The 25510-nt window shown below is 62.3% G+C and carries 27 protein-coding genes; 10 read left to right on the top strand and 17 right to left on the bottom strand.

The features are described 5' to 3' along the window. Window positions 1-12 precede the first annotated feature (12 nt). The 3 genes from atpA to ACFWYE_RS12215 form a co-directional block, all read right to left on the bottom strand. On the bottom strand, window positions 13-1542 hold the full coding sequence (gene atpA, locus ACFWYE_RS12225) for a F0F1 ATP synthase subunit alpha (RefSeq protein ID WP_379065540.1): 1530 nt from the start codon (window positions 1540-1542) through the stop codon (window positions 13-15). After that, window positions 1542-2102 (bottom strand): F0F1 ATP synthase subunit delta, encoded by a 561-nt coding sequence (locus tag ACFWYE_RS12220; RefSeq protein ID WP_379065538.1) that lies wholly within the window; start codon window positions 2100-2102, stop codon window positions 1542-1544. The genes atpA and ACFWYE_RS12220 overlap by 1 nt, the downstream gene beginning before the upstream one ends. A 246-nt stretch (window positions 2103-2348) precedes the next feature. Next, complete coding sequence (locus ACFWYE_RS12215) at window positions 2349-2744, bottom strand: DUF4345 family protein (RefSeq protein ID WP_326894926.1); 396 nt, start codon at window positions 2742-2744, stop codon at window positions 2349-2351. Window positions 2745-2892: 148 nt separating this feature from the next. Between ACFWYE_RS12215 and ACFWYE_RS12210 the strand changes: the two genes are divergently transcribed. The 4 genes from ACFWYE_RS12210 to ACFWYE_RS12195 all read left to right on the top strand — a co-directional run bounded on the left by ACFWYE_RS12210 (window position 2893) and on the right by ACFWYE_RS12195 (window position 5167). Continuing rightward, window positions 2893-3621 carry an NAD-dependent epimerase/dehydratase family protein gene (locus ACFWYE_RS12210; RefSeq protein ID WP_379111629.1) on the top strand — a complete coding sequence of 243 codons (729 nt, stop codon included), beginning with the start codon at window positions 2893-2895 and terminating at the stop codon, window positions 3619-3621. Further along, window positions 3618-4160 carry a cupin domain-containing protein gene (locus ACFWYE_RS12205; RefSeq protein WP_379111627.1) on the top strand — a complete coding sequence of 181 codons (543 nt, stop codon included), beginning with the start codon at window positions 3618-3620 and terminating at the stop codon, window positions 4158-4160. Before ACFWYE_RS12210 ends, ACFWYE_RS12205 begins: the two co-directional genes overlap by 4 nt. Next, window positions 4144-4650, top strand: coding sequence for a MarR family winged helix-turn-helix transcriptional regulator (locus tag ACFWYE_RS12200; RefSeq protein ID WP_379111626.1), 507 nt, complete (start codon window positions 4144-4146; stop codon window positions 4648-4650). Before ACFWYE_RS12205 ends, ACFWYE_RS12200 begins: the two co-directional genes overlap by 17 nt. A 157-nt stretch (window positions 4651-4807) precedes the next feature. Then, entirely contained in the window at window positions 4808-5167 is a 360-nt protein-coding gene (locus ACFWYE_RS12195; RefSeq protein WP_379111625.1) for a DoxX family protein, read from the top strand. A 101-nt stretch (window positions 5168-5268) separates the two neighbouring features. Here ACFWYE_RS12195 and ACFWYE_RS12190 read toward each other — a convergent pair whose 3' ends face one another. The 3 genes from ACFWYE_RS12190 to ACFWYE_RS12180 are packed head-to-tail and all read right to left on the bottom strand — an operon-like array spanning window position 5269 to window position 6773. Continuing rightward, on the bottom strand, window positions 5269-5736 hold the full coding sequence (locus ACFWYE_RS12190) for an SRPBCC family protein (protein WP_379111623.1): 468 nt from the start codon (window positions 5734-5736) through the stop codon (window positions 5269-5271). 2 nt (window positions 5737-5738) lie between these two features. After that, window positions 5739-6071 (bottom strand): ArsR/SmtB family transcription factor, encoded by a 333-nt coding sequence (locus tag ACFWYE_RS12185; RefSeq protein ID WP_379111622.1) that lies wholly within the window; start codon window positions 6069-6071, stop codon window positions 5739-5741. A gap of 9 nt (window positions 6072-6080) precedes the next feature. Continuing rightward, window positions 6081-6773 (bottom strand): glutathione S-transferase family protein, encoded by a 693-nt coding sequence (locus tag ACFWYE_RS12180; RefSeq protein WP_379111621.1) that lies wholly within the window; start codon window positions 6771-6773, stop codon window positions 6081-6083. A 165-nt stretch (window positions 6774-6938) separates the two neighbouring features. On the opposite strand from ACFWYE_RS12180, the gene ACFWYE_RS12175 reads away from it, so the two are divergent. Then, a complete protein-coding gene (locus ACFWYE_RS12175) occupies window positions 6939-7448 on the top strand; it encodes a class I SAM-dependent methyltransferase (protein ID WP_379111620.1) in 510 nt (169 codons plus the stop codon). Window positions 7449-7458: 10 nt separating this feature from the next. Here ACFWYE_RS12175 and ACFWYE_RS12170 read toward each other — a convergent pair whose 3' ends face one another. Both ACFWYE_RS12170 and ACFWYE_RS12165 read right to left on the bottom strand, forming a co-directional pair. Then, window positions 7459-7908 carry a GNAT family N-acetyltransferase gene (locus tag ACFWYE_RS12170; RefSeq protein WP_379111619.1) on the bottom strand — a complete coding sequence of 150 codons (450 nt, stop codon included), beginning with the start codon at window positions 7906-7908 and terminating at the stop codon, window positions 7459-7461. Window positions 7909-7979: 71 nt separating this feature from the next. Next, window positions 7980-10163 (bottom strand): primosomal protein N', encoded by a 2184-nt coding sequence (locus ACFWYE_RS12165; protein ID WP_379111617.1) that lies wholly within the window; start codon window positions 10161-10163, stop codon window positions 7980-7982. An 89-nt stretch (window positions 10164-10252) separates the two neighbouring features. On the opposite strand from ACFWYE_RS12165, the gene fsa reads away from it, so the two are divergent. Then, window positions 10253-10906: a fructose-6-phosphate aldolase gene (gene fsa / locus ACFWYE_RS12160; RefSeq protein WP_379063702.1), complete on the top strand. Its 654-nt coding sequence runs from the start codon at window positions 10253-10255 to the stop codon at window positions 10904-10906. Window positions 10907-10971: 65 nt separating this feature from the next. On the opposite strand, the gene ACFWYE_RS12155 is transcribed toward fsa, so the two are convergent. Next, a complete protein-coding gene (locus ACFWYE_RS12155) occupies window positions 10972-11409 on the bottom strand; it encodes an Lrp/AsnC family transcriptional regulator (RefSeq protein WP_129412573.1) in 438 nt (145 codons plus the stop codon). Between the two features lie 133 nt (window positions 11410-11542). Here ACFWYE_RS12155 and ACFWYE_RS12150 point away from each other — a divergent pair, with 133 nt between their 5' ends. Then, window positions 11543-12442 carry a DMT family transporter gene (locus ACFWYE_RS12150; RefSeq protein WP_379111615.1) on the top strand — a complete coding sequence of 300 codons (900 nt, stop codon included), beginning with the start codon at window positions 11543-11545 and terminating at the stop codon, window positions 12440-12442. A gap of 97 nt (window positions 12443-12539) precedes the next feature. On the opposite strand, the gene ACFWYE_RS12145 is transcribed toward ACFWYE_RS12150, so the two are convergent. From ACFWYE_RS12145 to leuS, 3 genes are read right to left on the bottom strand one after another with little or no spacing between them, the layout of a single operon-like run. After that, the gene (locus ACFWYE_RS12145) at window positions 12540-13667 is read right to left on the bottom strand and encodes an AAA family ATPase (RefSeq protein WP_379111613.1); all 1128 of its coding nucleotides are present in this window, start codon (window positions 13665-13667) and stop codon (window positions 12540-12542) included. Between the two features lie 26 nt (window positions 13668-13693). After that, window positions 13694-14269: an LPS assembly lipoprotein LptE gene (gene lptE, locus ACFWYE_RS12140; RefSeq protein ID WP_379111612.1), complete on the bottom strand. Its 576-nt coding sequence runs from the start codon at window positions 14267-14269 to the stop codon at window positions 13694-13696. After that, on the bottom strand, window positions 14256-16895 hold the full coding sequence (gene leuS, locus ACFWYE_RS12135; RefSeq protein WP_379065510.1) for a leucine--tRNA ligase: 2640 nt from the start codon (window positions 16893-16895) through the stop codon (window positions 14256-14258). The genes lptE and leuS overlap by 14 nt, the downstream gene beginning before the upstream one ends. Before the next feature lie 153 nt (window positions 16896-17048). On the opposite strand from leuS, the gene ACFWYE_RS12130 reads away from it, so the two are divergent. After that, entirely contained in the window at window positions 17049-17711 is a 663-nt protein-coding gene (locus ACFWYE_RS12130; RefSeq protein ID WP_379111610.1) for a YggS family pyridoxal phosphate-dependent enzyme, read from the top strand. A gap of 77 nt (window positions 17712-17788) precedes the next feature. On the opposite strand, the gene ACFWYE_RS12125 is transcribed toward ACFWYE_RS12130, so the two are convergent. After that, window positions 17789-18898 carry a branched-chain amino acid ABC transporter substrate-binding protein gene (locus tag ACFWYE_RS12125; RefSeq protein ID WP_379111608.1) on the bottom strand — a complete coding sequence of 370 codons (1110 nt, stop codon included), beginning with the start codon at window positions 18896-18898 and terminating at the stop codon, window positions 17789-17791. A gap of 287 nt (window positions 18899-19185) precedes the next feature. After that, window positions 19186-19458, bottom strand: coding sequence for an usg protein (locus ACFWYE_RS12120; protein ID WP_129412567.1), 273 nt, complete (start codon window positions 19456-19458; stop codon window positions 19186-19188). Window positions 19459-19742: 284 nt separating this feature from the next. Between ACFWYE_RS12120 and acs the strand changes: the two genes are divergently transcribed. Then, window positions 19743-21698 (top strand): acetate--CoA ligase, encoded by a 1956-nt coding sequence (gene acs, locus ACFWYE_RS12115; protein WP_379111606.1) that lies wholly within the window; start codon window positions 19743-19745, stop codon window positions 21696-21698. A gap of 4 nt (window positions 21699-21702) precedes the next feature. Here acs and ACFWYE_RS12110 read toward each other — a convergent pair whose 3' ends face one another. Then, window positions 21703-22572: a LysR substrate-binding domain-containing protein gene (locus ACFWYE_RS12110; protein ID WP_379065502.1), complete on the bottom strand. Its 870-nt coding sequence runs from the start codon at window positions 22570-22572 to the stop codon at window positions 21703-21705. A gap of 88 nt (window positions 22573-22660) precedes the next feature. Between ACFWYE_RS12110 and ACFWYE_RS12105 the strand changes: the two genes are divergently transcribed. Continuing rightward, on the top strand, window positions 22661-23236 hold the full coding sequence (locus ACFWYE_RS12105; protein WP_379111604.1) for a DUF4865 family protein: 576 nt from the start codon (window positions 22661-22663) through the stop codon (window positions 23234-23236). 289 nt (window positions 23237-23525) lie between these two features. Here ACFWYE_RS12105 and ACFWYE_RS12100 read toward each other — a convergent pair whose 3' ends face one another. Together ACFWYE_RS12100 and ACFWYE_RS12095 are read right to left on the bottom strand one after the other, a co-directional pair. Continuing rightward, on the bottom strand, window positions 23526-24935 hold the full coding sequence (locus ACFWYE_RS12100; protein ID WP_379065498.1) for a pilus assembly protein TadG-related protein: 1410 nt from the start codon (window positions 24933-24935) through the stop codon (window positions 23526-23528). 269 nt (window positions 24936-25204) lie between these two features. Continuing rightward, the gene (locus tag ACFWYE_RS12095) at window positions 25205-25426 is read right to left on the bottom strand and encodes a DUF1674 domain-containing protein (RefSeq protein WP_379111602.1); all 222 of its coding nucleotides are present in this window, start codon (window positions 25424-25426) and stop codon (window positions 25205-25207) included. Window positions 25427-25510 lie beyond the last annotated feature (84 nt).

Here is a 25510-nt window from a genome sequence, read left to right as displayed (position 1 = left end):
TCTTCCGTCGCCTTACGCGAAGGTCTTGGCGAAATTGTCGATCTCGGCCTTGAGCTTGCCGCGCAGATCGTCCGACAGCGCCTTCTCCTTGCGAATCGCATCGAGAACCGCCTTGCCGGTGGTGCGCATATGCGAAAGCAGACCCTGCTCGAATTTGCCGACCTGGTTGACTGCCAGCTTGTCCAGATAGCCGTTCACACCAGCGAAGATCACCGCGACTTCTTCTTCCGTCTTCAGCGGCGAGAATTGCGGCTGCTTGAGCAGCTCGGTCAGGCGTGCACCACGGTTCAGCAAGCGCTGCGTGGCGGCATCGAGATCCGAGCCGAACTGCGCGAAGGCCGCCATTTCGCGGTACTGCGCGAGTTCGCCCTTGATGGAGCCGGCAACCTGCTTCATCGCCTTGATCTGCGCCGACGAGCCGACGCGCGACACCGACAGACCGACGTTCACGGCCGGACGGATACCCTGGAAGAACAGGCTGGTTTCGAGGAAGATCTGACCATCGGTGATCGAGATCACGTTGGTCGGGATGTAGGCCGACACGTCGTTGGCCTGCGTCTCGATGATCGGCAGCGCGGTCAGCGAACCGTTGCCGTTGTCATCGTTGAGCTTCGCAGCGCGCTCGAGCAGACGGGAGTGCAGGTAGAAGACGTCGCCCGGGTAAGCTTCACGGCCCGGCGGGCGGCGCAGCAGCAGCGACATCTGACGGTAGGCGACGGCCTGCTTGGACAGATCGTCGTAGGAGATGAGGGCGTGCTTGCCGTTGTCACGGAAGTATTCGCCCATGGTGCAGCCGGTGAACGGCGCCAGGAACTGCATCGGCGCCGGATCCGAAGCGGTGGCGGCGATGATGATGGAGTAGTCGAGCGCGCCGCGCTCTTCCAGCACCTTCACGAACTGCGCGACGGTCGAGCGCTTCTGGCCGATGGCGACGTAGACGCAGAACAGCTTTTCCGCCTCAGGGCCGGTTTCGTGCACCGACTTCTGGTTCAGCATGGTGTCCAGGATGATGGCGGTCTTGCCGGTCTGACGGTCGCCGATGACCAGTTCGCGCTGACCGCGACCAATCGGGATCAAAGCGTCGATCGCCTTGAGGCCGGTCGACATCGGCTCATGCACCGACTTGCGGGGAATGATGCCGGGAGCCTTCACGTCGACGCGGCGACGTTCGACAGCCTTGATCGGACCCTTGCCGTCGATCGGGTTGCCGAGAGCGTCAACGACGCGGCCGAGCAAACCCGGGCCGACCGGAACGTCGACGATGGCGCCGGTACGCTTGACGGTGTCGCCTTCCTTGATGTCGCGGTCGGCACCGAAGATAACCACGCCGACATTGTCGGCTTCGAGGTTCAGCGCCATGCCACGGATGCCGCCCGGGAACTCGACCATCTCACCGGCTTGGACGTTGTCGAGACCGTAGACGCGGGCGATACCGTCCCCCACCGACAGAACCTGACCAACTTCGGAGACTTCGGCTTCCTTGCCGAAGTTCTTGATCTGGTCTTTCAGAATTGCGGAAATTTCCGCGGCGCGGATGTCCATCAGCCGACCTCTTTCAGTGCAAGCTTGAGCGAATTGAGTTTGGTTTTAAGCGACGTGTCGATCTGGCGCGAGCCCATCTTCACGATCATGCCGCCGAGCAGCGAAGGATCAACCGTAACGGTGATCGCGACGTCCTTGCCGGCGACGGCTTTCAGTGCGGTCTTCAGTTCTGCTTCCTGAGCCGAAGTCAATGCATGCGCCGACGTCACCTCGGCAGCAGTCTCGCCGCGATGCTCGGCAGCGATGCGGCGGAACGCCTTGATCATGCCGGGCACGGCGAACAGACGACGATTGCCGGCCACCACGCGCAGGAAGTTCCCGGCGAGACCTGCGATCTTGGCCTTGTCGACAATGGCGGAAATGGCGCGAACCTGCTCCTCGGTGGTGAACACCGGGCTTTCGATCAGGCGCTTCAGATCGGCGCTGTTGGCGAGCAGAGCGTCGAAGCTGTTGAGATCGGCTTCGACCTTGGCGACGGATTTCGCCTCGAGCGCCAGCTCGAAAAGCGATGACGCATAGCGTTCTGCGACAGCGGAGATTGGCGAGGACGTTTGGGCCACGGACCGTCTTTTCTCTTGTCTGAGAGGCCGCAGATCGTTGGCGCGAGCGAAAACTCTGGCTAAATCTTTGACCTTACTGCATTTTTTCAAGCCAAGGGACGCGGCTTCCGCTGTCCCCCGGTCGAAAGTCGGTTGCCGTCTAGCACAGGCTTTTCAGGACCGCAATGCGTCCACGGACATGCTTTCAAGGCACTTTTGTCGCATCCGGCGGCCGAGTTCAATGGCTGGCAGCGGATTCACCACGATTCAGGGCAAAAAGCCAAAGGCGAACGCGAGCGGCAACACCGCCAGCACGAGCTCCACGACGACCGCACCCCAGTTGTAAGGTGTATTGGCGCCATCGGACATCATCGCGAGGACCCGCCCGAACGCGGTGAACAGCCAAGAGAAGCCGAGCGCCATATAGAGCAGCGGCTGGGCCAGCAGAATCGCGCAGAGCCCGACGCCGAGATAAAAACCAGCCATCCGCGCTCGCCCTTCGGCAATGGCTTCCGGCTTTTCCGGCTTGGGCTGCAGGCGCAGCAACTTGAAACAGAGACCCGGCGCGAAGAACAGGGCCAGACCGAGCAGCAGCGTGACCGCTGCGCTCGACCACGCGAGCCACTCCCCCTGGGTGGTCGGCCAAGGAAATGAAAATTCCATTTTGGTCCCCTCGAAACGAGACCGCATTGAAGATCATCGCCTTGGGAAGTCAAGCGCGCAGACGCGTGCCCGGCAACTGCCCAAATTCGTCTGCTTGACCATATATAAGAATACTGATATCAGAACACTGATACATGGAGAAGATCGAATGGGCACGAGGATTTTTCTCGCGGGAGCCAGCGGAGCGGTTGGGCGACGCCTCACGCCGATGCTTGTCGAAAAGGGGCACCTGGTATGGGGCACCACCCGCTCGGCCTCGAAAGCCGTGGAACTGAAGGCGGCAGGCGCCGCTGCCGTGCTCGTGGACGTATTCGATGCCGACGCGCTGTCGGCGGCCATGCTTGAAACCAGGCCTGAGGTCGTCGTCCACCAGTTGACCGACCTGCCGAAGGATCTCGACCCGGCGCGGATGAGCGAAGCGATCGTGCGCAACGCCCGCATCCGCGACGAAGGCACCCGCAATCTGGTCGAGGCTGCAAAACGGGCCGGTGCCAGGCGATTGATCGTGCAGAGCATCGCCTGGGCCTATGCGCCCGGTCCGCTGCCGCATGGCGAGCAGGACCCGCTCGATACCGGCGCGGAAGGGCCGCGTGCCATCAGCATCAACGGCGTCGTCGCCCTCGAACGCCAGGCTCTCGAGGCGCCGATGGCGGCCGTCATCCTGCGCTACGGCCAGTTCTATGGTCCAGGTACGGGATTTGAAGCGCCGAAACCGGGCGCTTCCGTGCATATCGACGCCGCCTCCTACGCAGCGTTGCTCGCCGTCGAACACGGCGCCGGCATCTACAACATCGCAGAACCGAACGACCAGGTTTCGACCGAAAGAGCCACCGCGGACCTTGGTTGGCACGCCGATTTCAGGAGAACCACACCATGAGCAGCCAAATCTTCCACGACAAGACCCCGCAAGGCCTGTCGAAGCGGCGGCACCTCGTCGCATTGGCCGCCGTGGCTGTAGCCGGCGCAGTTTCGGCAGGGTTGTACGTGACGACAATGGCACCGCCACCTGGGGCCATGCACATGGCAGAAAATGGCACGTCTGCTGCGGCCTCGGGTCGCCCGGCGACCGAAATCAAACCGATTTCCTGCACGCCACTGCCGGACATTCCCGGCAAGGCGGTGACAGTGGCGATTGTCGACTTCCCTCCGGATGCCTACACGCCGCGCCATCACCATCCCGGCAACGTGACCGCGTTCGTCCTGAAGGGCACATTGAAATCGCAGCTCGCCGGCGAGCCGCCGATGACCTACACCCAGGGACAGAGCTGGTTCGAGCCGAAAGGCGCAATCCATCTGTTCGCGGAGAATGCCAGCAAGACCGAACCGGCTTCCTTGCTTGCCATGTTCGTCGCTGACGAAAACTGCGGCCCCTTGACGGTGCTTCTGCCCGAAGACCACGATGGCCATTCCAGGTGAGAGGAGAGATATCATAGCAGGACCGGATTCCACACAGCCGATACCGCGTGTCGGCGAGGGCAGGCGCGGCGAGGACGGCTACTTCGGTTATCTGCTGCGCCAGGCGGCAGGCGCCTATCGCTATCGCATGGAGGCGACACTCGTGGATCTTGGCATCACCCAGCCGCAGTTCGCGGTGATGGCGATGCTGAGTGCCTATCCCGGCCTGTCCAATGCCGATCTGGCGCGCGCGGCATTGCTGACACCGCAGACGCTGAGCGTTATCGTCGCCAACCTGGAAAAGGCCGGCACGATCGTGAAACGCCGCCACGCCGGTAACGAGCGCATCCGGCAGCTGGAACTGAGCGAAAAGGGCAAGGCGGTTTATGCCGAGGCGCGCGGCCGCGTCCGCCTGCTCGAAGCCGATCTCGCCGCCGGATATTCGCAAGACGAACAGAAGATTGTCCGCCGCTGGCTGGCCGCCGTCACCGCCGGCACGCCCGAAGAGTAGAGTTTCCGGTTTCACAGGAACATGGAGACACTCTGAAGCTCTCTGAACGGAAACGCCGGACACTGAACTTGCTCCAAGCTGTTTGGCCGTTTCGTTCAAGATCGCGGTGAGATGCCGGAGCATGGTGCGATACGTTCACACCATGCGAGGCCTTACCATGAACCTGCCCCTTCAGCATCTTGGCTTCATCCTGCTCGGCGGCGTCTTCGTCTGGGCGGGGCTGGAGCACTTCCTGCGCTTCCGTGCCCTCGCCGGCCAGCTTGGCGAGCACGGCTTCCCGGCACCCGGGCCGTTGCTTGCGGCCGGCTCACTGCTTGAAGTCACAGCAGGCCTGTGCGTGGTCCTCGGCTTCCACAGGTCTTATGCCGCTGCCGCCCTGACCGTCTTCACCGTCGCCGCAAGTGCGCTTGCGCTCAATTTCTGGCGCTATTCAGGCCCGCAGAGACAAGGCCTTCGCTCCGCTTTCATCATCAATTTTGCCGTTGTCGGCGGCCTGCTCCTGGCGATGGCCTGTTAAATGGTCGCGCGAATGCCGGAGCGATTTTTGCGCAGGACGATGGCGATCCAAAGCGACAAACAATGATATATCAATTGATATATCATTGTAGATCTAACAACTTAATGAATATCAGCGCCTTCCATCGCGATGATATCCGCGAGCAGGTCCAACCCCTCGCCCGTACCGGCAATGCGCAATTGCATCGAGCCGGCATCGCCGAGCCAGGCGACCTGCTCGGTGAAGACCATGCGCGTGCGGGCCGCCTCGGCAAAGAACTCGACCGTCGCCAGTGAGGCCGAGAGCCGCTCGCCGGCAAAGCCCATGTCGAAGGCATAGATGATGCGCCGTGCCGGCACGATATCGAGATAGCGGGCAAGGAAGGTCTGCTCCTGCCCCCCATCGGTACGCCAGCGTTTGGCCTCGACACCACCGACGCGGAAATCGAACTCCTCCTCCAGCACCGCCCAGTCCGGATGACAGGAGGTCCAGCGCTCTTTCAGCGCAGGCTCCGAAAAGAACCGAAAAGCATGTTTCGGGCTGGCTGCCAGTTCGCGCTCGACGACAAAGGTTTTGTGTTCGACAGTCATGGTCATTCCTCTTCCGGCATGTCGGCGATCGCCTGGGCGAGGCGATCGAATGCAGCATTGAGTGCTGTTTCCCGTGCACCCACCCAATCGTTCACCGGTGCGAACGCATCGCGTCGCATGGCATAGGTGCGGGTACGGCCGGCCTTGCGCGAAACGACGATACCGCCGTCTTCGAGCACCTTGAGATGCTTCACCGCTGACGGCAGCCGCATATTGGCCGGTCGAGCCAGTTCTTTCACCGTCGCCGGGCCGCGCGCCAGCTGTTCGATCATGCCGCGCCGGCCGGGATCGGCGAGCGCCAGGAAGATGCGGTCGAGAGGCTGGGTTTGCTGCATGGATTATCCTCAGACAAAGGCGGCACCGCTTGCGAACCGCTCCGGCATGGCGTCGCGATAGGGGAACATTGAGAAGAAGGGCTGCGCTTCTGCAAGTGTTCTCTTCACCGCTGGCCGGGCCAGCAGGCGTTCGAGATAGGCGCAAAGATTGTCCTGATCGTCACCGAACGGGTGCACGATCGAGGAAAAGAAAAGGCAGGGCGCTGCAGCACAGTCGGCAATGGTGAAGTCATCGCCGATCGCCCATTCCCTGCCCGCCAGCTGGCCGTCGATCATGGCGTAGGCCGTATCCAGCGTGTTGCGGGCATGGGCGACGCCGACCGGGTCGTTGCCGCCCTCCGGCCGCAGCCGGTCGGTAACGATCTTCTGCATCGGCTCGCTGACATAGAGATCGAAAAAGCGCTCCCACAAACGGGCATCGAGGCGGGCCTCCGGTTCGTGCGGCAACATTGGAGAAGGCCCGGGATAGTGCCGCTGCACATATTCGATGATGATGCTGGTCTCCGGAACGACGCGGTTGCCGACTGCATCATGCAACACCGGGATCTTGCCGACCGGCCATCGTGCGAGATGGCTCGCCGCCGAACCGGGATCCAGGAGGTCCACGGTCTCGGAGCGAAAATCGAGGTCGTTCTCATAAAAGGCGATGAGCACCTTGTGGCAGAACGCCGCGAGCGGGTGGAGATACAGGGTCAGCGACATGAGTGGTCCTTATAGTTTCCAGATCGGGAAACTATTCGCCAGATATCTGCAAGGCAACAAAAAGTTTCCATTAACGGAAACCTTTCTCATCCATCCCGTCAACCCTTGCCACCGCCTCGGTCTGCCGTTCAGATATGCCATCCCGCTGTTGGACAAGCGCTGGCGATGAAAATTCCTGAACGGCTTGTCTGGACGATCGATCGGCTCGGCATCGCGGGCAACGAAACGATGCTCGAGATCGGCGGCGGACGCGGCATCGCTGCAGCACTCGTGCTGTCGAAACTGACGACCGGCAGGCTGGTAGGCATCGACCGCTCCGACACGGCGATCGAAGCTGCACATGCACTCAACGAGGTTGATGAGCGCGCTGGCAGGCTAAGGCTGGTTCACACCTCGATCGAAAACTTCGGTGCCGGCGCCGACCGTTTCGACATCGCCTTCGCCATCAATGTCAATCTGTTCTGGATCGACGCGAATGCAGCATTGAAAACCATCCGCGGCCTGCTCAAGCCGGGCGGCAGGCTTGTCCTTGCTTACGAACCACCATCGGCAGGCCAGATCGAAGCGATTATCGCCAGGCTCCGTGACAATCTCGAAACCGCACGATGGCAGATCCAGCGGACCGAGGCCGCGGAACATGCGCCGCTGCTGCTGATGGTCGCCATCCCGCTTTAAAGGACTTCGCCTATAGCGGCCTGATCAGTCGATGCAGCACATGTCGCTTCGAACCGATGTCTCGCGGTTCAAACGTCTTCTCCAGCACAAAACCCTCGCGCTCCCAGAAGCTGCGGCCGCGCGTGTTGACGTCGAGAACAGCAACCAGCATCCGCCGGCACCGCCGCACCTGCGCCTCGCGAACAAGATGAAGCACAAAGCGCCGGCCGATGCCCTGTGCTCGCATCCCGGGATCGATCAGCAGCAGCCCGATATAGGCATCTGATTTTTCAGGAAAACCGAAGGCCATATCCGCGATGCCGATGATGGCGTCCTGCCCGTCAAAGCACGCCAGCTTGAGGGAACTGGCCGGATCACATCCCGGAGGACAGTCTTCGAAGAAGCTTCGAACACTTGCCGCATCAGGGAGCTGACCGCGCTCCATCAACGCATAGTCGGCAGCGCGGCCGAAAAATTCCAACACTGCCTCGCCGTGTCGCTCTCTGTAGAGGGATTGGAACTCTGCATGCCTTTCGATCAAGCAACCAACCCTCACAGGAAGCTCTGCGGATCGATATCGACACTCACCCGCACCGACCCCCTCACTTTCGGCCCCTCGGCCAGCATCTGGCGTACGAAACTCTGCATGTCGGAGCGGCGCTCGCCGTGCACGAGCAGGCGAAAGCGGTGACGGCCACCGACCAGAGCCAACGGCGCTTCCGCAGGCCCCAGCACGAAGATATCCGACGCATCCGGCGCCGCCCGGCGCAAGCCGCGCGCATGCGCTTCCGCGTCGTGGCGCGTCTCGGCGCTGACGATGATGCCGGCGAGCCGGCCGAACGGCGGCAGCGCCGCACGCTCGCGCTCCGCGATCTCGCGCTCATAAAAAGCACCGACGTCTCCCGAGACGATCGCCCGCATGACCGGATGGTCCGGCTGGTAGGTCTGCAGCAGCCCGAGGCTCTTCTTGCCCGTGCGGCCGGCCCGGCCCGTCACCTGAGACAGAAGCTGGAAAGTGCGCTCGGCCGCGCGTGGATCGCCATTGGCAAGGCCGAGGTCGGCGTCGATGATGCCAACCAGCGTCATGTTCGGGAAATTGTGGCCCTTGGCGACGAGCTGGGTGCCGATGACGATATCAGCCTCGCCTTTCGCGATGGCCTCCAGTTCCAGTCTCAGTCGCCGCACTCCGCCGACGAGGTCGGAGGACAGCACGATGGTGCGTGCATCCGGGAAAGCGGCGACCACCTCCTCGGCGATGCGTTCCACGCCCGGACCGCATGCCACCAGATGATCGATGGTGCCACATTCCGGGCAGGCATCCGGACGCCTCTCGTTGTGGCCGCAATGGTGGCAGACCAGTTGCCCGCGAAAGCGATGCTCGACCAGCCACGCCGAACAGACCGGGCAGCCGAAACGATGGCCGCAGGATCGGCACAGCGTCAGCGGCGCGTAGCCGCGCCGGTTGAGGAACAGCAGCGACTGCTCTTGCCTCGCAAGGGTCCTGGTCATCGCCTCGACAAGCAGCGGCGACAGGAAGTTGCCACGCGCCGGTGGCGCACGGCGCATATCGATCGAGCGCAGGGTCGGCAGGGCAGCTTCGGCGAAACGCGCGGGCAGGTCGACACGGGCATAACGGCCCTGATTGGCATTGACCTGGCTTTCAACCGAAGGCGTGGCCGACGCGAGCACGATCGGGAAGGATCCGATATGGCCGCGCACCACCGCCATGTCGCGGGCATTGTAGAAGACCCGATCCTCCTGCTTGTAGGCAGGGTCGTGCTCTTCGTCGACGACGATCAGGCCAAGTTCCTTGAACGGCAGGAACAGCGCCGAACGCGCACCGGCGACCACACGCACCGTGCCTTCCGCAACCTGCCGCCACACGCGCTCCCGCATCTTCGGGGCAAGGTCGGAGTGCCATTCCGCCGGCTTGGCGCCGAAGCGCGTCTGGAAGCGTTCGAGGAAAGCGTGGGTGAGCGCGATTTCCGGCAGCAGGATCAGCACCTGCTTGCCCTGGTCGAGCGCTGTCGCGACGGCTTCGAAATAGACTTCCGTCTTGCCGGATCCGGTGACGCCGTCCAGCAGCGTCACGCCAAAGGTCCCCGCGGCGGCCCCGGCGCGCAGGGTCTCGGCTGCCGCCGCCTGATCGGGCGTCAACTCTGGCCGCGCATAGGTCGGGTCGGGTGCCGCCACAACCGGACGCGGCGGGATCATCACCGTCTCGAACACGCCCTGCGCCCTCAGGCCGTCGATGACGGTCGAGGAAACACCGGCCGCATGTGCCAGGCCCGAGCGCGTCCACGCCAGGCCGCCATCGGCGGTTTCCAGCACGCGAGACCTCGCGGCGGTGATCCGGTCCGGGATCGCGGCGGTACGCTGCAGGCCTTCGATCCAGGGTTCCGGATCGAAGGCCTCGGGCGCGCGCAGCAGCATGCGCGCGACGAGACCGGGCGGGGTCAGCGTGTATTGCGCGATCCAGTCGACGAAACGGCGCATGTCGTGATCGATCGGCGGACAATCGAAGACATGGTCGATGGGCCTCAGCTTCCTGGCGTCGACCTGTTCGACCGTGCCATCCCAGACAACGCCCGCCACCAGCCTGGGGCCGAGGGGCACACGCACGATGGAACCCGGCACCACACGCATGCGTTCCGGCACCGCGTAAGTGTAGGCGCGCTCGGCAGGCATCGGCACCAGCACGGGTGCGGCCGTCGTGAAGGGCGAATCTTCTTTCATGACGCGTGACCTTGCCCCGACTTTGGTCTAGAGCAAAGGGCAACGCCAAGCCTGCGGCGCAGTGCCTTATCCCTCCCAAGGAGAACACCATGAAATTCTTCGTCGACACCGCTGATGTGAAGGAAATCCAGGAGCTCAATGCGCTGGGCCTGCTCGATGGCGTCACCACCAACCCGTCGCTGATCCTGAAGTCCGGCGGGAAGATCGATGAGGTCACCAAACAGATCTGCGACATCGTCGAGGGTCCGGTCTCGGCCGAAGTCACCGCCACCGATTTCGACGGCATGATGAAGGAAGCCAAGGTGCTGGCGAAGATCGCCGACAATGTCTGCATCAAGGTGCCGCTCACCCTCGACGGCCTCAAGGCCTGCCGGGCCATCCGTGCCGAGGGCCGCATGGTCAACGTCACGCTCTGCTTCTCGGCCAACCAGGCGCTGCTTGCCGCCAAGGCCGGCGCCACCTTCATCTCGCCCTTCATCGGCCGTCTCGACGACATGGGCTTCGACGGCATGGAAGTGATCGCCGAGATCCGCCAGGTCTATGACAATTACGGCTTCGACACCGAGATCCTGGCCGCCTCGATCCGCACGCCGGACCATGTCAAGCGCGCCGCCCTGATCGGCGCCGACGTCGCCACCATCCCGCCGGCCACGCTGAAGGCCCTGGTCAAGCATCCGCTCACCGACAAGGGGCTCGAACAGTTCCTCGCCGACTGGGCAAAGACCGGCCAGAAGATCGGCTGACACCGACTTTCTATTGAACAGAAACGGCGCCGTCACGGCGCCGTTTCTTTTTTGTCCGGCATGGTTCAAGCGAACGGCGGCAGCCGGCGCTTCACCGGCTGTGCCTTGACGATGGCGCTGCTGGTCTCGGCCTTGTCGGTGATCTTGTCGAGGATGCGGTCGAGATCGCTGATCGAGCGGATGTGCAGCCGCCCGATGAAGCAGTCATCACCGGTCACCTTGTCGCATTCGGTGAATTCCGGGATTTCCTCGACCAGCTTCTGCACCTGATGCAACCTGCCCGGCAGCGGCTTGATGCGCACGATCGCCTGCAGCGTGTAGCCGAGCGCGGCGGGATCGACATCGACTGTGAAGGCGCGGATGACGCCGCGCTCCTCCAATCGCCGCAATCGCTCCGACGCGCTTGGCGACGACAGGTTCACGCGAGCCGCCAGTTCCTTCAGCGAGATACGCGCGTCGTCGACCAGGATTTCGACAATACGCCGGTCTAGATCGTCCAGCATCACTCATCCTTAGGATTTTTACATACCATACCTTACAAGATTAGGTCGTTTTTCGCAATTGCCTTTCCAATGGTATGTATTCCGAACCTTCGAGCGCGTACAAAACGGTCACGAACGAAGGAGAGGTCGCATCATGTCGGACAACGCGCGCGGAACGGTCGAGATGACCGCTGCAATGGTGATCTCTGGAACGATCGGCGTGTTTGTCGTCCTGTCTGGGCAGCCGGTGATGGACGTGGTGTTCTGGCGCTGTGCCTTCGGCACCGTCACGCTGCTGATCGTCTGCGGCGCTCTCGGCCTGTTCAGGCGCGACGTGATCTCCCGCCGACAGATCGCCTATGCAATCATCGGCGGCATTGCCATCGTCTCCAACTGGCTGCTGCTGTTCGCCGCCTTCCCGCGCGCCTCGATCTCGATTGCCACGGCCGTCTACAACACGCAGCCCTTCATGCTGGTGGCGCTGGGCGCGCTGCTGTTCAGCGAGCGCCTGACGCTGACCAAACTGACCTGGCTTGCGGTCGCTTTCGCTGGCATGCTGCTGATCGTGCAGGCCAAGCCGAACGCCGCCCACACCGGGTCGAACTATCTTGTCGGCATCCTGCTGGCGCTCGGCGCGGCATTCTTCTACGCCATAGCCGCGATCGTCGCGAAGAAGCTCAAGGGCGTACCGCCACACTTGATCGCGCTCATTCAGGTTACTGTCGGCATCCTGATGCTGATCCCGTTCGCGAATCTCACGAATCTGCCGACAGACGCCCGTACCTGGGCCTTGCTTGCCGCAGTCGGTGTCGTCCATACCGGCCTGATGTACATCCTGCTCTACGGCGCGATCCAGAAACTGCCCACCAATCTCGTCGGCGCGCTGTCCTTCATCTACCCCGTCGTAGCCATTGTCGCGGACTTCGTGGTCTTCGGGCAGCGCCTGCATCCGCTGCAACTGGTCGGCGCCGTCGCCATCCTGATTGCCGCCGCAGGCATGACACTGGGCTGGAGCCTGATCAAGCCACGTACCAGTCTGCCCGTGGCCCGCTAGAGCATTTTTGTAGCCAAGTGGAATCACTTGGCTACAAAAATGTAGTAAAAACAAAAGATTAGAGAATTTCCGCGTTTCCGTTAAAAACGGAAACGCTCTAGTCATCATCAGACATCTGGCCCGTTAGCCTCAGGCCCTCAATCGTCGTCGCCCCGTCCAGCCGCACCACGGTTAGCGCTCTCGCACCAGTGCGGTCGGCGATCAGATCCGCCAGTTCGCGCGAATGCGTGACCACCCAGAGCTGGGTCCGTTCCGCGGCCTTGGCGATCATGTCGGCCAATGCAGGCAACATGCGCGGGTGCAGGCTGGCTTCCGGCTCGTTCAGTGCGATCAGCCCCGGCAGACGATACGACATCAGTGCGCCGGCGAGCGCCAGGAAGCGGATCTGCCCATCCGACAGTTCCTGCGGCCGGAACAGCCGCTGCGGAAAATCCGGGAGACGCAAGCCGAATGTGGCGGTTTCGCCCGGCTCCGGCACTTCCAGCTTTGCTCCCAGTGCGTCGGCCAGCGCGCGATCAAGATCGACGGTATCCTGCCTGATATGGGCAAGCGTTGCGAACACCGCGGCGAGGTTGCCGCCATCCTCGTCCAGCAGCGTCGAGGTGATCGCCAGCGACGGTTTCCGCGCGGGCGAATCGGCGTCGGTGCGGAAGCCGTGATAGAAGCGCCAGCCTGAAACCGCGGCCCGCAGATCCCCTGTTTCCGGATAGCGGCCGGATGCGCCGAGCACTGCCAGCGCCGTTTCCGAATTGAGCAGCTTCGCGGGGTGTTCGATACGCCTGCCCTCGCTGTCGCGCCCGTAGGCTGCAGGACCCTTGCGGCTCATCATCTCCACCGGTCGTCGCCCGGTTTCGACCGTCAGGGTCTCTTCCTTGACGTGAGGTTCGAAAGCAAATCCCGCCGAAACGGGTGGCGGCAGCCCGATCTCCACCCGATAGGAGAAACGCGCCGCGGTCTCGTCATCCTCGACATCCGCCTGCAGGATGACGCGCACGGGTCGGCCCAGACGACGTGCGCCGGACCAAAGGGCCGACTGCATGCCGCCTTCGCCGGCGATCGAGCGGGCAAGCGTGCCTTCGCCGGCCGCCTTGATCAGTTGCAGGGCGCGGTAGAGATTGGATTTTCCAACACCGTTCTCGCCAACGAACAAACCGACCTGGCCAAGCTCGAGCCGGATCGATTTGAGCGACCGGTAACCTTCAGCAACCAGCCCCGTCAGGCGCATGGTTTCGCTGCTCGCCTGCGCGCCGCTTACCTGGCGCCGGGCTTGGCAAGGTCCTGAGCCAGCGCCAGATGCAACAGCTCAGCGAGTTCGCGCGCGGCGCGGTTTTCGGCATCGATCTGTGCGCGATAGGACGCGAATTCCTGGCCCGGCTTGTCGAAGGACGACGAGATCGAACGTTGACCGTTGGCCACAGCCTTGCCGGTCTTGGCATCGGTCAGCGTATAAGCCGCCGTCATGATCACCGTACCGGCGGTCGGCTGGTCCTGATCCTTGGCAACCTGGATGCTCGCCGTGGAGATCACCGATTCGGTGACATTGAGCGCCAGCGAATAGGCGGGCGCGTTGGGACGCTCGCCTCCTCCGGTCAGCGCAAAGATCAGATTGTTGCGGACCTGCTGGGCGTAACGCGACGAGACCGGCTTCACGGCGATCGAAGCCAGCTCCTCGCGCGCGCTCACTGTCGAACCAGTCGACAGCGGCTGGTTCGAATAGAGCGGCCGCACCTGGCATGCCGAAACCAGCGCAACGCCGGCGAGCAGGCCGAAGAGCGCCGCGCGGCGCGCGAACGAAGCCGCTGTCTTACGAGTGTCAGGCAACGACATTGACGATCCTCTGGGGCACGACGATCACCTTGCGCGGCGCCTTGCCCTCGAGCGCCTTCTGTACGAAGTCCAGGGCCATGACGGCCTGTTCGACCTGAGCTTGGTCTGCGTCGCGGGCGATTGTCAAATCACCACGCTTCTTGCCATTAATCTGTATCGGATAGACGACGTCGTTGTCGACCACCAGTGCAGGATCGAAGCGCGGCCAGGGCTGATTCGCGACAAAACCCTCGCCACCCAGTGCCGACCAGCATTCCTCCGCCAGATGCGGCATCATCGGCGCGATCATGACGACAAGCGCCTCGACTGCCTCGCGCAGCGCTGCAGCGGTTGCCTGATCGCCCTTGCCGTCGACGAGTGCAGTCGCCACGGGCTGGATCGTGTTGAGCAGTTCATAGAGACGGGCAACCGCCTTGTTGAAGGACAGACGTTCGATGTCTTCGCCGACAGCCTTCACCGTCTTGTGGACAGCTTTCGAAACTGCGGCGGCGGAACCATCACGTGCAGCCGAGGCTTCAACGCCTGCCAGCGCAGGCGCTGTCTCGGACACCAGCCGCCAGATCCGCTGCACGAAACGGTGCGCGCCTTCGACGCCAGCCTCGGTCCAGATGACATCGCGTTCCGGCGGCGAATCCGACAGCATGAACCAGCGTGCCGTGTCCGCACCGTAGCTCGCCAGAATGTCGTCCGGATCGACGACATTCTTCTTCGACTTCGACATCTTCTCGATCGCGCCGATCTCGACCGGGCTGCCATCCGCGATCAGCGTGGCGCTGCGCTTGCCGTCGACGTCCACGATATTCACGTCGACGGGCTGCACCCAATACGCATTCGCGCCGGTGCCGGCGCGATAGGTCTCGTGCACCACCATGCCCTGCGTGAACATGCCCTCGAACGGCTCCTTCACCTCATTGAGATGGCCGGTGACCTGCATGGCGCGCGTGAAGAAGCGCGAATAGAGCAGATGCAGGATCGCGTGCTCGATGCCGCCGATATACTGCCTGACCGGCAGCCAGCCGTTCTTGCCGTCGACATACTCGAGCGTCGTCGGCGCCTTGTCGTTCCACGGATCGGTGAAGCGGGCGAAATACCAGGACGAATCGACGAAGGTGTCCATCGTGTCGGTGTCGCGCCGGGCCGGCTTGCCGCATTGCGGGCATCCGACATGCTTCCAGGTCGGATGATGGTCGAGCGGATTGCCCGGCTTGTCGAAGGTGACATCGGTCGGCAACTCGACCGGCAGGTCTTTAGCCGGTACCGGTACGGCCCCACAGCTTTCACAATGGATGACCGGTATCGGGCAACCCCAGTAGCGCTGGCGCGAAATCAGCCAGTCGCGCAGCCGGAACTGTACCTTGCGCTCGGCCTGCGGCCGATTGCCGATCGTCACGCCGGACAATCTGGTCGCCACCTCGTCAAAGGCTTCCTTGAAGCGCATGCCATCGAGGAAGCGCGAATTGATCATCGCGCCATCGTCGACAAAGGCCTCTTCCGTGATGTGGAAGCCGGTGGCATCGACGCCGTCCGGCAGCACCACCGGGGTGACCGGCAGGCCATATTTGTTGGCGAAATCGAGATCGCGCTGGTCATGGCCCGGGCAACCGAAGATCGCGCCGGTCCCGTAGTCCATCAGCACGAAATTCGCGACATAGACCGGCAGCGTCCAGTTCTCGTCGAACGGATGGACGACGCGCAGGCCGGTGTCGAAACCCCTCTTCTCGGCCGTTTCGAGCGCAGCCGCCGAGGTGCCCATGTGGCGCACGTCCTCGATGAAGGCGGCGAGTTCGGGATTGCCTGCAGCGACCTTCCTGGCCAGCGGATGGTCGGCGGCGATGGCCATGAACGAAGCGCCGAAAATCGTGTCCGGTCGCGTGGTGTAGACTTCGAGCTCGCTTTCGCCGGCAGGCGGATTGGCCAGTGCCCAGCGGACCAGCAGGCCTTCGGAACGGCCGATCCAGTTGGCCTGCATGACGCGGACCTTTTCGGGCCACTTGTCCAGCGTGTCCAGGCTGTCGAGCAGGTCCTGGCTCATCGAGGTGATCTTGAAGAACCACTGCGTCAGGTCGCGCTGCTCCACAGGCGCGCCGGAACGCCAGCCGCGTCCGTCGATGACCTGTTCGTTGGCCAGCACGGTCATGTCGACCGGATCCCAGTTGACCTTTGCCGACTTGCGCTCGACCAGGCCCGATTTCCAGAAATCCAGGAAGATCTTCTGCTGGTGCTTGTAGTAGCTGGGGTCGCAGGTGGCGATTTCACGCGCCCAGTCCAGCGACAGGCCCATGGTCTTCAGCTGGCCCTTCATCGTCTCGATGTTCTTGTAGGTCCAGTCGCGCGGATTGACCTTGTTGTCGCGCGCGGCGTTTTCCGCCGGCAGGCCGAAGGCGTCCCAGCCCATCGGATGCAGCACGTTGTAGCCCATGGCACGGCGCCAGCGCGCCACGACGTCGCCCATCGTATAATTGCGCACATGGCCCATATGGATGCGCCCCGAAGGATAGGGGAACATCTCGAGCACGTAATATTTCGGCCGTGGATCGTCGTTCTTCGTCTCGAAGAGCTTGGCCTCGTCCCATGCCTTCTGCCACCTGGGCTCTGCTGCGCGAGGATTGTATCGTTCGGTTGCCATGGCCGGTTTTTCACTTACAAAGCATGCGGGAAACCGCCGGTTGGTCCGGCAGTTCAAGGACATGGTCGGGGTCTTCACCATGCTTTCGGGGACCCGTCAACCATATGGGTCTCGAGGCCCGGCAAAAACAGCAGGATCAGGACAGGTTGGCACATGAGTGACGCGGTTCAGCAACTCGAAACGGTCAGGGCAAGAATCGTGGCCGCCGAAGGCGAGGCAAACCGGCCGGCAGGGGCCGTGACCCTGGTCGCAGTTTCCAAGACCTTCGACGCCGACGCCATCCGGCCTGTGCTGGCCGCCGGCCAGCGTGTTTTCGGCGAAAATCGTGTGCAGGAAGCGCAGGGCAAGTGGCCCGCACTGCGCGAGGAATTCACCGGCATCGAGCTGCACCTGATCGGACCGCTGCAATCCAACAAGGCAAAGGAAGCCGTCGCGCTGTTCGACGTGATCGAGACGGTCGACCGTGAGAAGATCGCATCCGAACTGGCAAAGGAAATCGCAAGGCAAGGCAAGGCGCCAAAGCTCTATGTACAGGTCAACACCGGCTCGGAGCCCCAGAAAGCCGGCATCGAACCGAAAGATGCCGTCGCCTTCGTCGCCCGCTGTCGCAGCGAGCACGGCCTGACCATCGAGGGGCTGATGTGCATTCCGCCGGCGGAAGAGAATCCGGGACCCCACTTTGCCCTGCTTGAAAAACTCGCACGCGAGGCCGGCGTCGAGAAGCTTTCGATGGGCATGTCTGGCGACTACGAGCTGGCCGTGGCCTTCGGTGCCAGCTCGGTGCGGGTCGGTTCGGCCATTTTTGGTCACCGATAGGGGCCGCGCTCACGCCAACGCATAAAAAGAAAGGCCGGGAAATTCCCGGCCTTTCTTCTTTAAACGGTACGGTTGCCTTACTCGGCCGCGACGATCTTGCCGTCTTCCCACTTGAACAGCGAGAAGCTCGGGCTGGTCAGGTCGCCGGTCTCGCCATAGGTCAGTTTGCCGATGGCGGTCGGAATGGCTTCACCACCCTTGAGCGCGGTGCCGACGGCTGCCGGATCATCCTTGCCGGCCTTTTCGATGCCCGCCTTCAGAACCTGGACGGCGGCATAGGCGTTGAGCGTGAAAGCCTCGGCCGGGATGCCCTTGGCCTTGAGTGCTTCGACGGCCTGAGCCGAGTCAGGGTTCTTCAGTGCGTCGGTCGCGTTGGTGAACAGCGTGCCGGCGGCGGCCTGATTGCCGATCGCCCAGTATTCGGTGTTGGACAGGCCTTCGCCACCGATGATCAGTGCCTTGACGCCGGCATCAGCGAGCTGGCGGGCAAGCAGGCCACCTTCAGGATGATAGCCGCCGAAATAGATCACTTCGGCGCCATCCGACTTCAGGCGTGTGACCAGGGCCGACAGATCCTTTTCACCAGGGGTCAGCGAGTTGTGGCTGACTTCCTTGACGCCGCCGGCATTGATCGCCTTCTTGAAGGAGTCGGCCAGACCCTTGCCATAGGTGCCCTTGTCATCGACGATGGCAACCTTCTTGTCCTTCAGGTTCTTCACCACATAGGCAGCCGCCACTTCCGCCTGCTGGTCGTCACGACCGCAGGTGCGCAGGACGTTGGTGAGACCCCGGTTGGTCAGGTCCGGCGAGGTTGCGGTCGGCGTCACCATCAGCACGCCGTTCTCGGCGAACACATCGGACGCCGCCATGGCGACACCCGAGGTCACCGGACCGATAACGAACTTCACGCCTTCGCCGACCAGCTGGTTGGCGGCGGAAACGCCCTGTTTCGGATCGCCGGCGTCGTCGGCGAGCTTCAGCACGACCTTCTCACCTTTGATGCCGCCATCCTTGTTGATGACTTCAACGGCGGCTTCGGCGCCGTTCTTGACCTGATCGCCATAGGCGGCGACAGGACCGGTCAGCGGCGCGACAAGGCCGATGACGATGTCGGCGCGGGCAGCCGTGGCAGCAACCAGCACGGAAGCGGCGAATGCAACGCCGGTCAGCAGTTTCTTCGTATTCACGGGAATCCTCCTCAAGCGAACCTCTAAGAGCGTAAGTGCAGCTTCGGGTTCGACCGAAAGCCTGGTCCGCGCTTAGCCGCGCGCAGTGGCTTTTGCAATCAGCCAGAGGCGATAAGGAGATGAGCTTTTGGGCCAGAAATGAACGTCGACTTGCCTTTCCGCCGATCCATCGGACGAGGCAAAAAGTCGCTTCCGTCAGGGGGCGGTCGAACTCCCGCCGCTGATCTTGATGGCTGCCCTTCGTTGTCCTGCCGCAGTTGCCGCAGCAGGACAGCCTCACGATTCGATCAATGCAGCAGGATCTCGCCGTCGACCTTGCGCCATTCATTCGCCGAAATCAGCTTCTGGTGCGTGAAGCAGACCGAGTGCAATGGCCCTTCGAGCTTCTCGCGCCAGAAGCTGATGAAGGCACCCAGTATCGGGAATTTCGGGGCGATGTCGTAGTCCTGCCAGATGTAGGTCTGCAGCAGGTGCGGATGGTCGGGGTAATGATACAGGATGCGGGCTGTCGTCAGCCCGTAGCCCTTGAGCAGAAGTTCCAGTTCGGAATGGTCGCGCATGGCAGCCCTCGCAAGTTGATCTCGGATGTGCCTCGACACACCCCTTGCCGGTCCTCCCGGAAAAACTCTGCGCCTCGAACGTTAACCATGTCTTTAAACGTTCAATCCGCCCCCTTGGTTCGACCTAAGCGTGTGCGGCTTCACGCAATTTTCTGTTACGGGCGGGCAAACCCAATGTCTAATATTGCCGTAACGTCCGAACTGATAATAATGCCGGCGATTTTCGCGGCCCGCGGGCCGCAACACCGCCAACCGGCGGCCGATCTCAGGAGGAAGACCAAGACATGACCGAGGCTAAGGTCCACCGCGTACAGCCGGCGTGGAAGAAGCATGCGCTGATCGACAACGAAACGTATGTGAAGTGGTACGCGGAAAGCGTGAAGAACCCGGACAAATTCTGGGGCAAGCACGGCAAGCGCCTCGACTGGTTCAAGCCTTACACCAAGGTCAAGAACACCTCGTTCGACGGCAAGGTATCGATCAAGTGGTTCGAGGACGGACAGTTGAACGTCTCGCACAACTGCATCGACCGCCACCTGAAGAAGCGCGGCGACCAGGTCGCGATCATCTGGGAAGGCGACAATCCCTATGACGACAGGAAGATCACCTACAACGAGCTGCACGAGCATGTCTGCCGGCTCGCCAATGTGATGAAGAAGCACGGCGTCAAGAAGGGCGACCGCGTTACCATCTACATGCCGATGATCCCGGAGGCGGCCTATGCGATGCTGGCTTGCACCCGCATCGGCGCGGTCCATTCGGTGGTGTTCGGCGGCTTCTCGCCGGACGCGCTGGCCGGCCGCATCGTCGACGCCGCCTCGACCTTCGTCATCACGGCCGACGAGGGCCTGCGCGGCGGCAAGAGCATTCCGCTGAAGGAAAACACCGACAAGGCGATCGAGATCGCCGCCAGGCAGAAGACCGCGGTGAAGTCGGTTGTCGTGGTGCGCCGCACCGGCGGCAAGATCGGCTGGGTTGAAGGACGTGACCTCTGGTATCACGATGAGGTCAAGACGGTTAAGGCCGAATGCAAGCCGGAGAAGATGAAAGCGGAGGATCCGCTGTTCATCCTCTACACCTCAGGCTCGACCGGCAAGCCGAAGGGCGTGCTGCACACCACCGGCGGCTATCTCGTCTATGCTTCGATGACGCACCAGTATGTGTTCGATTACCACGATGGCGACATCTACTGGTGCACGGCCGATGTCGGCTGGGTGACGGGCCACAGCTACATCCTCTACGGCCCGCTCGCCAACGGCGCCACCACGCTGATGTTCGAAGGCGTGCCGAACTATCCGTCGGTATCGCGCTTCTGGGAAGTGGTCGACAAGCACAAGGTCAACATCTTCTACACAGCTCCGACCGCCATCCGCGCGCTGATGGGTGCCGGCGAAGCGCCGGTGAAGAAGACGTCGCGCAAGAGCCTGCGTGTCCTGGGTTCTGTCGGCGAGCCGATCAATCCGGAAGCCTGGGAATGGTATTTCAACGTCGTCGGCGACAAGAAGGTGCCGATCGTCGACACCTGGTGGCAGACCGAGACCGGCGGCATCCTGATCACGCCGCTGCCTGGCGCCACCGACCTCAAGGCCGGTTCGGCGACGCGGCCGTTCTTCGGCGTCAAACCGCAGCTGGTCGACAATGACGGCAAGGTGCTGGAGGGTGCTGCCGACGGCAATCTGTGCATCACCGATTCCTGGCCGGGTCAGATGCGCACCGTCTATGGCGACCATGAGCGCTTCGTGCAGACCTACTTCTCCACCTACAAGGGCAAGTATTTCACCGGCGATGGCTGCCGCCGCGACGATGACGGATATTACTGGATCACCGGCCGCGTCGACGACGTCATCAACGTGTCGGGCCATCGCATGGGCACGGCCGAGGTGGAATCCGCACTCGTTGCCCATGACAAGGTGTCGGAAGCGGCCGTCGTCGGCTATCCGCACGACATCAAGGGCCAGGGCATCTACTCCTATGTCACCTTGATGGCAGGCGTGGAGCCGACCGAGGACCTGCGCAAGGAACTGATCGCGCATGTGCGCAAGGAGATCGGTGCGATCGCTTCGCCCGACAAGATCCAGTTCGCGCCGGGCCTGCCCAAGACGCGCTCCGGCAAGATCATGCGGCGCATCCTGCGCAAGATCGCCGAGGACGATTTCGGCGCGCTTGGCGACACCTCGACGCTGGCCGACCCCGCCGTCGTCGATGACCTCGTCAGCAACAGGCAGAACAAGAAGGGCTGAGCGGCTACGATCTCGCCGCCGCGCTCCGGAAAGCAGCGGCGAGAACCTTGAGCACCTCGCGCGCATCGCGCCGGCCGGGACGTGACATCAGCACGATGTCCTGCCCCGGCAAGGGCGGCAGCCCAAGATCTGCACCGACATCGATGGCGCCTGCCGGCGCCACCCTCTGGGCCAGCGCCGCCACGGCCAGACCGGCACTCACCGCCGCGCCCAACGCCATGACACCCCCGCCGACGAACGCTTCCCTCCATGGCAAACCCGCCTCGTCCAGCGCATCGATGGCAAGCGCACGGATGCCGCAGGGCGCGGCCAGCGCCGCCAACCTGAGCGGTTCGCCCGAGCGATGCTGGAACGACGGTGATGCGAACCAGCGGAACGGCTCGCGAAACAGGATCTCGCCGTCGGCATTGTCGTCGCCGCGCCGCGCGATCACGGCATCCAGTTCGCCGTGGCCGTAACGGGCCACGACATCACGCGAAGAGGCAATCCGAACCTCCACCACCAGTGACGGGTCGTAGGCGTTGAGCCTCGCAAGCAGCAGCGGCAGTTCCGGCCCGGCGACATGATCGCTGATGCCGAGCGTGAGCCGACTGGGCACGGCTGCCTGGATGCCGGAAAGCGCACGCTCATGCGCCTCGAGCAGGTTGCGCGCCGCCGGCAGGAAGCGTTCGCCCTGCGCGGTCAGCCGAACATGACGCGGAGTGCGCTCCAGCAGGCGGGCATCGAGGCGGGCTTCGAGCCGTTTCAGCTTGAGGCTGACCGTTGCCTGCGACGTGTCGAGCACCTCCGCGGCCCGCGTGAAGGAGGCAAGATCCGCGACCAGAGCGAAGGCCTGGACCGTGTCGATATCGAGCGTTCGCGCCGGATCATTCATGTTCAAATCTTATGACTGATATATTCATTGATATGTTTTCATAATGAAGCAGCGATGGCAAGCTGCATCGAAATCAAGGAGCCCAGCCATGTTGATGATGCAGTACATCCACCGTCTTCCTGCCGACCATGATATGGAGAAGATTGCCCGCAGGGCGGCCAGTCTGGGCCCCGATTGGGACGAGACGCCCGGCCTCGGCTTCAAGGCCTTCGTCGCGCAGCGGCGTGGCGAGAACGGCGCCATCAACAATGCCTATTCGTCGCTTTATCTCTGGCTGGACGACGAAGCCGCCAGCGATTTCATCACCGGCGAGCGCTTCCAGAAAGTGATCGATGGCTTTGGTCGCCCCGCGATCGAAACCTGGCTGCCGCTCGATGTGCATCTGGGATCGGCGACAGGCGCACGCTCCGTCTATCGCGAAGACGTCCTGATCGATCCGGCCGCGAATTTCGCGGCGCTGAAACGCAGCGAGAACGAACACAACACCGCGCTCGTCAAACAGGCGGGCATCTATGCCGCGGTAACGGCGATCGACCTGGCCAACTGGCGTCTCTCGCGTTTCCGGCTTTCCGCGGAGGCAGCGACCACACCCGAACATGGTTCCGCCTACGACATCCTGCATCTGGCAAAGCCCGGAATTCCAGCGCTTTTCGCGGCAGCATGAAACTGTTGCGGTCCTGCACTTGCGCTCGGGCGGAAAACACCCCACCTTGTGGGCGTGTTCAACGAACTGAAAGGAGGTGATCCGATGTCGAGTGATTTCGTTTTCCAGAGCGTGATCCCGGCGGATCGCCTTCACGGAGAGCAGCCTCTCCGCTGAAGCGCGAGACGCGCGGTGCACGGTCCGAAGGGATCGTGACCACGGGCCGCGCCTGGACGAAAGCCACGGAAGGCCGCCCATCACAAGATGTGGCGGCCTTTTCCGTTTCCAGTTGAGTCGTTTGACAGACCGGTTACTTCGTCAGAGCCAGTCTGTTCAAGTTCCTGGCGATCTTGTCGAAGGCTGCCTTCAGTTCCGGTCCGGTGGAGGCGTCAAAGAAATGCTTTCCACCGCTGTCGGGGCTGGCGCATTTCTGCAACAGATCAATCGCCTTGGCCCGGGAATCAGCGGTGATATCGCGGTTATAAAGATCGAACCCGATGGTGTAGATTTCGATGCCCTTGGCACGCATGCTTTCGCAAAGCTTGATGGCCGCGTCACGTGGCGGAGCCTTGCCATCCTTGTACACACCTCTGTCGGTGGAAGCGTCGAAATAGGAAAGATTGAACAGGCCGTCCGTCATCAGGATCGCGTATTTGCCTATCTTGGTATTGTCATAGTCCATTGGACGTTGCGCCTCGGGGAGCGCTCCCGCCCAGTTCGGCGAGAGCAGGTACCAGCTCCATTGCACGCCGATATGGCCGGCCGTACCGCCCTCAAACTCAAATGCATCGATCCGGGACTTAAGCGCCTGAGCATCCGACGTGAGCGGCATTATTTCCGCTTTAGGGCACATGACAGTAGCAGAGAAGCCGGCAGATCCGTCCGAGAAAGTCGTTATGAATAGATCCCGATTGACCATGCTGCTTTCGGGGCCATCGTCGGTATACTGGTAGTCACCCTTACGCTCGGTGGCACAGTTGTATTTGTTGTTCGTGCCGTTGCTCGAATTCGACGGCAGTCGCGGCGTGGTGTTGCCCGGTGCCTGCTTGCGTTCACTATCCTTGGTTTCAATGAAAACGGAGCTTGCGGCCAGGCTGCTGCCGACATTCACCGCATTTGCATAAGGTATAAGCGCCACTCGCACCCTGGGGCGGCTAGGGCTTTGATCCTTGAAAATAGTGTCGACCGCATCTTTTGCGGCATTCTTGAGATCCTGGACCTTTGTCCCGCTTTTCATCGACCCAGTCAGGTCGAGCATCATCGCAATCTCAAGCTGGCGGAACGAATAGACGGCAGCTCCCGTTTGCGACACTCGCCGCGTCTTTTCCGTACCGAACAACGGAAAGAAGAGCGGTACGTCGACATAGGCCGAAACCTGAAGCGTGTATTGCGTGCGGTCCAGCGTTACCTTGTCGATCACGATCTGGTTGGCGCTCAAAATGCCGCCGCTGCTATTGGCGTCCAGGTAGACCTTGATGATCTTGGTCGCCTCAGCCTCGGTGGCGGTCCCGGTAGTCAGATCGCGTGCCGTCGAGGTCACCGCTGCATCGATGGCGTTGCCGAGCGCCGAACGGGCATTCATCATCTGGCCGATATCCACCGCAAAGCCCACGGCCAGCGCCAGCACACCCAGCACGACGCCGGCCATCACTATGAAATTGCCGCCGCGGTCCCTGCCGAACCTGCCGACCAGCTGCCGAAGCCTGCCGAAAAACATCATCGCCCTTCCCCGCCCGCGGAACCCGTATTTTCGAATGCGGGTTTCCTGCCGGATGGGGCGGCATCTGGACCAATATTGGTGAGTGCTTGGTAAAGGCCCGGCTTTCCGGCCCCCAAAACCCTAACGAAGGTAAACGCAGGGTAAAGTTACAGGTGCTTTGAGAATCAAGGTTACAGAATGCTAATTTAGCGTCGTCGATTGTATCGATGCCGCCAGCGGGTCAGCGTCGGGAAAGACCGTGCGGCGATCGACCCCGGCCCGAACCCGCATCAGAAATCGCTGGTCAGGCCCTTCACTTCCCAGTCGCCATAACGATTGGGGTCGTTGCCGCCACGCCCGCCGATTTCCCTGGGCAGGACTGCCTCGGCCTGGCGATAGGCCTGCCGGCGGATTTCGGCTTCAGCCAGTGCCCGTTCCGCGGCCGGCGACAGCGCCTTATCTTGGCCTGCTTCGCCCGGCATCTCGTGCGGCTTGCGGTTTTCGTCCGGCATGCTTTTCTTCCAGTGGATTGAAACGGCTTGGGCTTCTTACCATCATATAGCGGAACCAGGGCGAGGGATCGACCCTTGCCAGGC

The sequence above is a fragment of the Mesorhizobium sp. NPDC059025 genome (assembly GCF_042739655.1).
GTDB lineage: Bacteria > Pseudomonadota > Alphaproteobacteria > Rhizobiales > Rhizobiaceae > Mesorhizobium.
Note: the sequence above shows the minus strand (reverse complement) of the source record. Positions and strands in the feature narration are given on the sequence as shown.

Bases quoted from the DNA above. Each gene is read 5' to 3' on its own strand.
- atpA (WP_379065540.1), bottom strand. From the start codon at position 1,542: ATGGACATCCGCGCCGCGGAAATTTCCGCAATTCTGAAAGACCAGATC.
- ACFWYE_RS12215 (WP_326894926.1), bottom strand. From the start codon at position 2,744: ATGGAATTTTCATTTCCTTGGCCGACCACCCAGGGGGAGTGGCTCGCG.
- ACFWYE_RS12210 (WP_379111629.1), top strand. From the start codon at position 2,893: ATGGGCACGAGGATTTTTCTCGCGGGAGCCAGCGGAGCGGTTGGGCGA.
- ACFWYE_RS12205 (WP_379111627.1), top strand. From the start codon at position 3,618: ATGAGCAGCCAAATCTTCCACGACAAGACCCCGCAAGGCCTGTCGAAG.
- ACFWYE_RS12200 (WP_379111626.1), top strand. From the start codon at position 4,144: ATGGCCATTCCAGGTGAGAGGAGAGATATCATAGCAGGACCGGATTCC.
- ACFWYE_RS12195 (WP_379111625.1), top strand. From the start codon at position 4,808: ATGAACCTGCCCCTTCAGCATCTTGGCTTCATCCTGCTCGGCGGCGTC.
- ACFWYE_RS12190 (WP_379111623.1), bottom strand. From the start codon at position 5,736: ATGACTGTCGAACACAAAACCTTTGTCGTCGAGCGCGAACTGGCAGCC.
- ACFWYE_RS12185 (WP_379111622.1), bottom strand. From the start codon at position 6,071: ATGCAGCAAACCCAGCCTCTCGACCGCATCTTCCTGGCGCTCGCCGAT.
- ACFWYE_RS12180 (WP_379111621.1), bottom strand. From the start codon at position 6,773: ATGTCGCTGACCCTGTATCTCCACCCGCTCGCGGCGTTCTGCCACAAG.
- ACFWYE_RS12175 (WP_379111620.1), top strand. From the start codon at position 6,939: ATGAAAATTCCTGAACGGCTTGTCTGGACGATCGATCGGCTCGGCATC.
- ACFWYE_RS12165 (WP_379111617.1), bottom strand. From the start codon at position 10,163: ATGAAAGAAGATTCGCCCTTCACGACGGCCGCACCCGTGCTGGTGCCG.
- fsa (WP_379063702.1), top strand. From the start codon at position 10,253: ATGAAATTCTTCGTCGACACCGCTGATGTGAAGGAAATCCAGGAGCTC.
- ACFWYE_RS12155 (WP_129412573.1), bottom strand. From the start codon at position 11,409: ATGCTGGACGATCTAGACCGGCGTATTGTCGAAATCCTGGTCGACGAC.
- ACFWYE_RS12150 (WP_379111615.1), top strand. From the start codon at position 11,543: ATGTCGGACAACGCGCGCGGAACGGTCGAGATGACCGCTGCAATGGTG.
- ACFWYE_RS12145 (WP_379111613.1), bottom strand. From the start codon at position 13,667: ATGCGCCTGACGGGGCTGGTTGCTGAAGGTTACCGGTCGCTCAAATCG.
- lptE (WP_379111612.1), bottom strand. From the start codon at position 14,269: ATGTCGTTGCCTGACACTCGTAAGACAGCGGCTTCGTTCGCGCGCCGC.
- leuS (WP_379065510.1), bottom strand. From the start codon at position 16,895: ATGGCAACCGAACGATACAATCCTCGCGCAGCAGAGCCCAGGTGGCAG.
- ACFWYE_RS12130 (WP_379111610.1), top strand. From the start codon at position 17,049: ATGAGTGACGCGGTTCAGCAACTCGAAACGGTCAGGGCAAGAATCGTG.
- ACFWYE_RS12120 (WP_129412567.1), bottom strand. From the start codon at position 19,458: ATGCGCGACCATTCCGAACTGGAACTTCTGCTCAAGGGCTACGGGCTG.
- acs (WP_379111606.1), top strand. From the start codon at position 19,743: ATGACCGAGGCTAAGGTCCACCGCGTACAGCCGGCGTGGAAGAAGCAT.
- ACFWYE_RS12110 (WP_379065502.1), bottom strand. From the start codon at position 22,572: ATGAATGATCCGGCGCGAACGCTCGATATCGACACGGTCCAGGCCTTC.
- ACFWYE_RS12105 (WP_379111604.1), top strand. From the start codon at position 22,661: ATGTTGATGATGCAGTACATCCACCGTCTTCCTGCCGACCATGATATG.
- ACFWYE_RS12100 (WP_379065498.1), bottom strand. From the start codon at position 24,935: ATGATGTTTTTCGGCAGGCTTCGGCAGCTGGTCGGCAGGTTCGGCAGG.
- ACFWYE_RS12095 (WP_379111602.1), bottom strand. From the start codon at position 25,426: ATGCCGGACGAAAACCGCAAGCCGCACGAGATGCCGGGCGAAGCAGGC.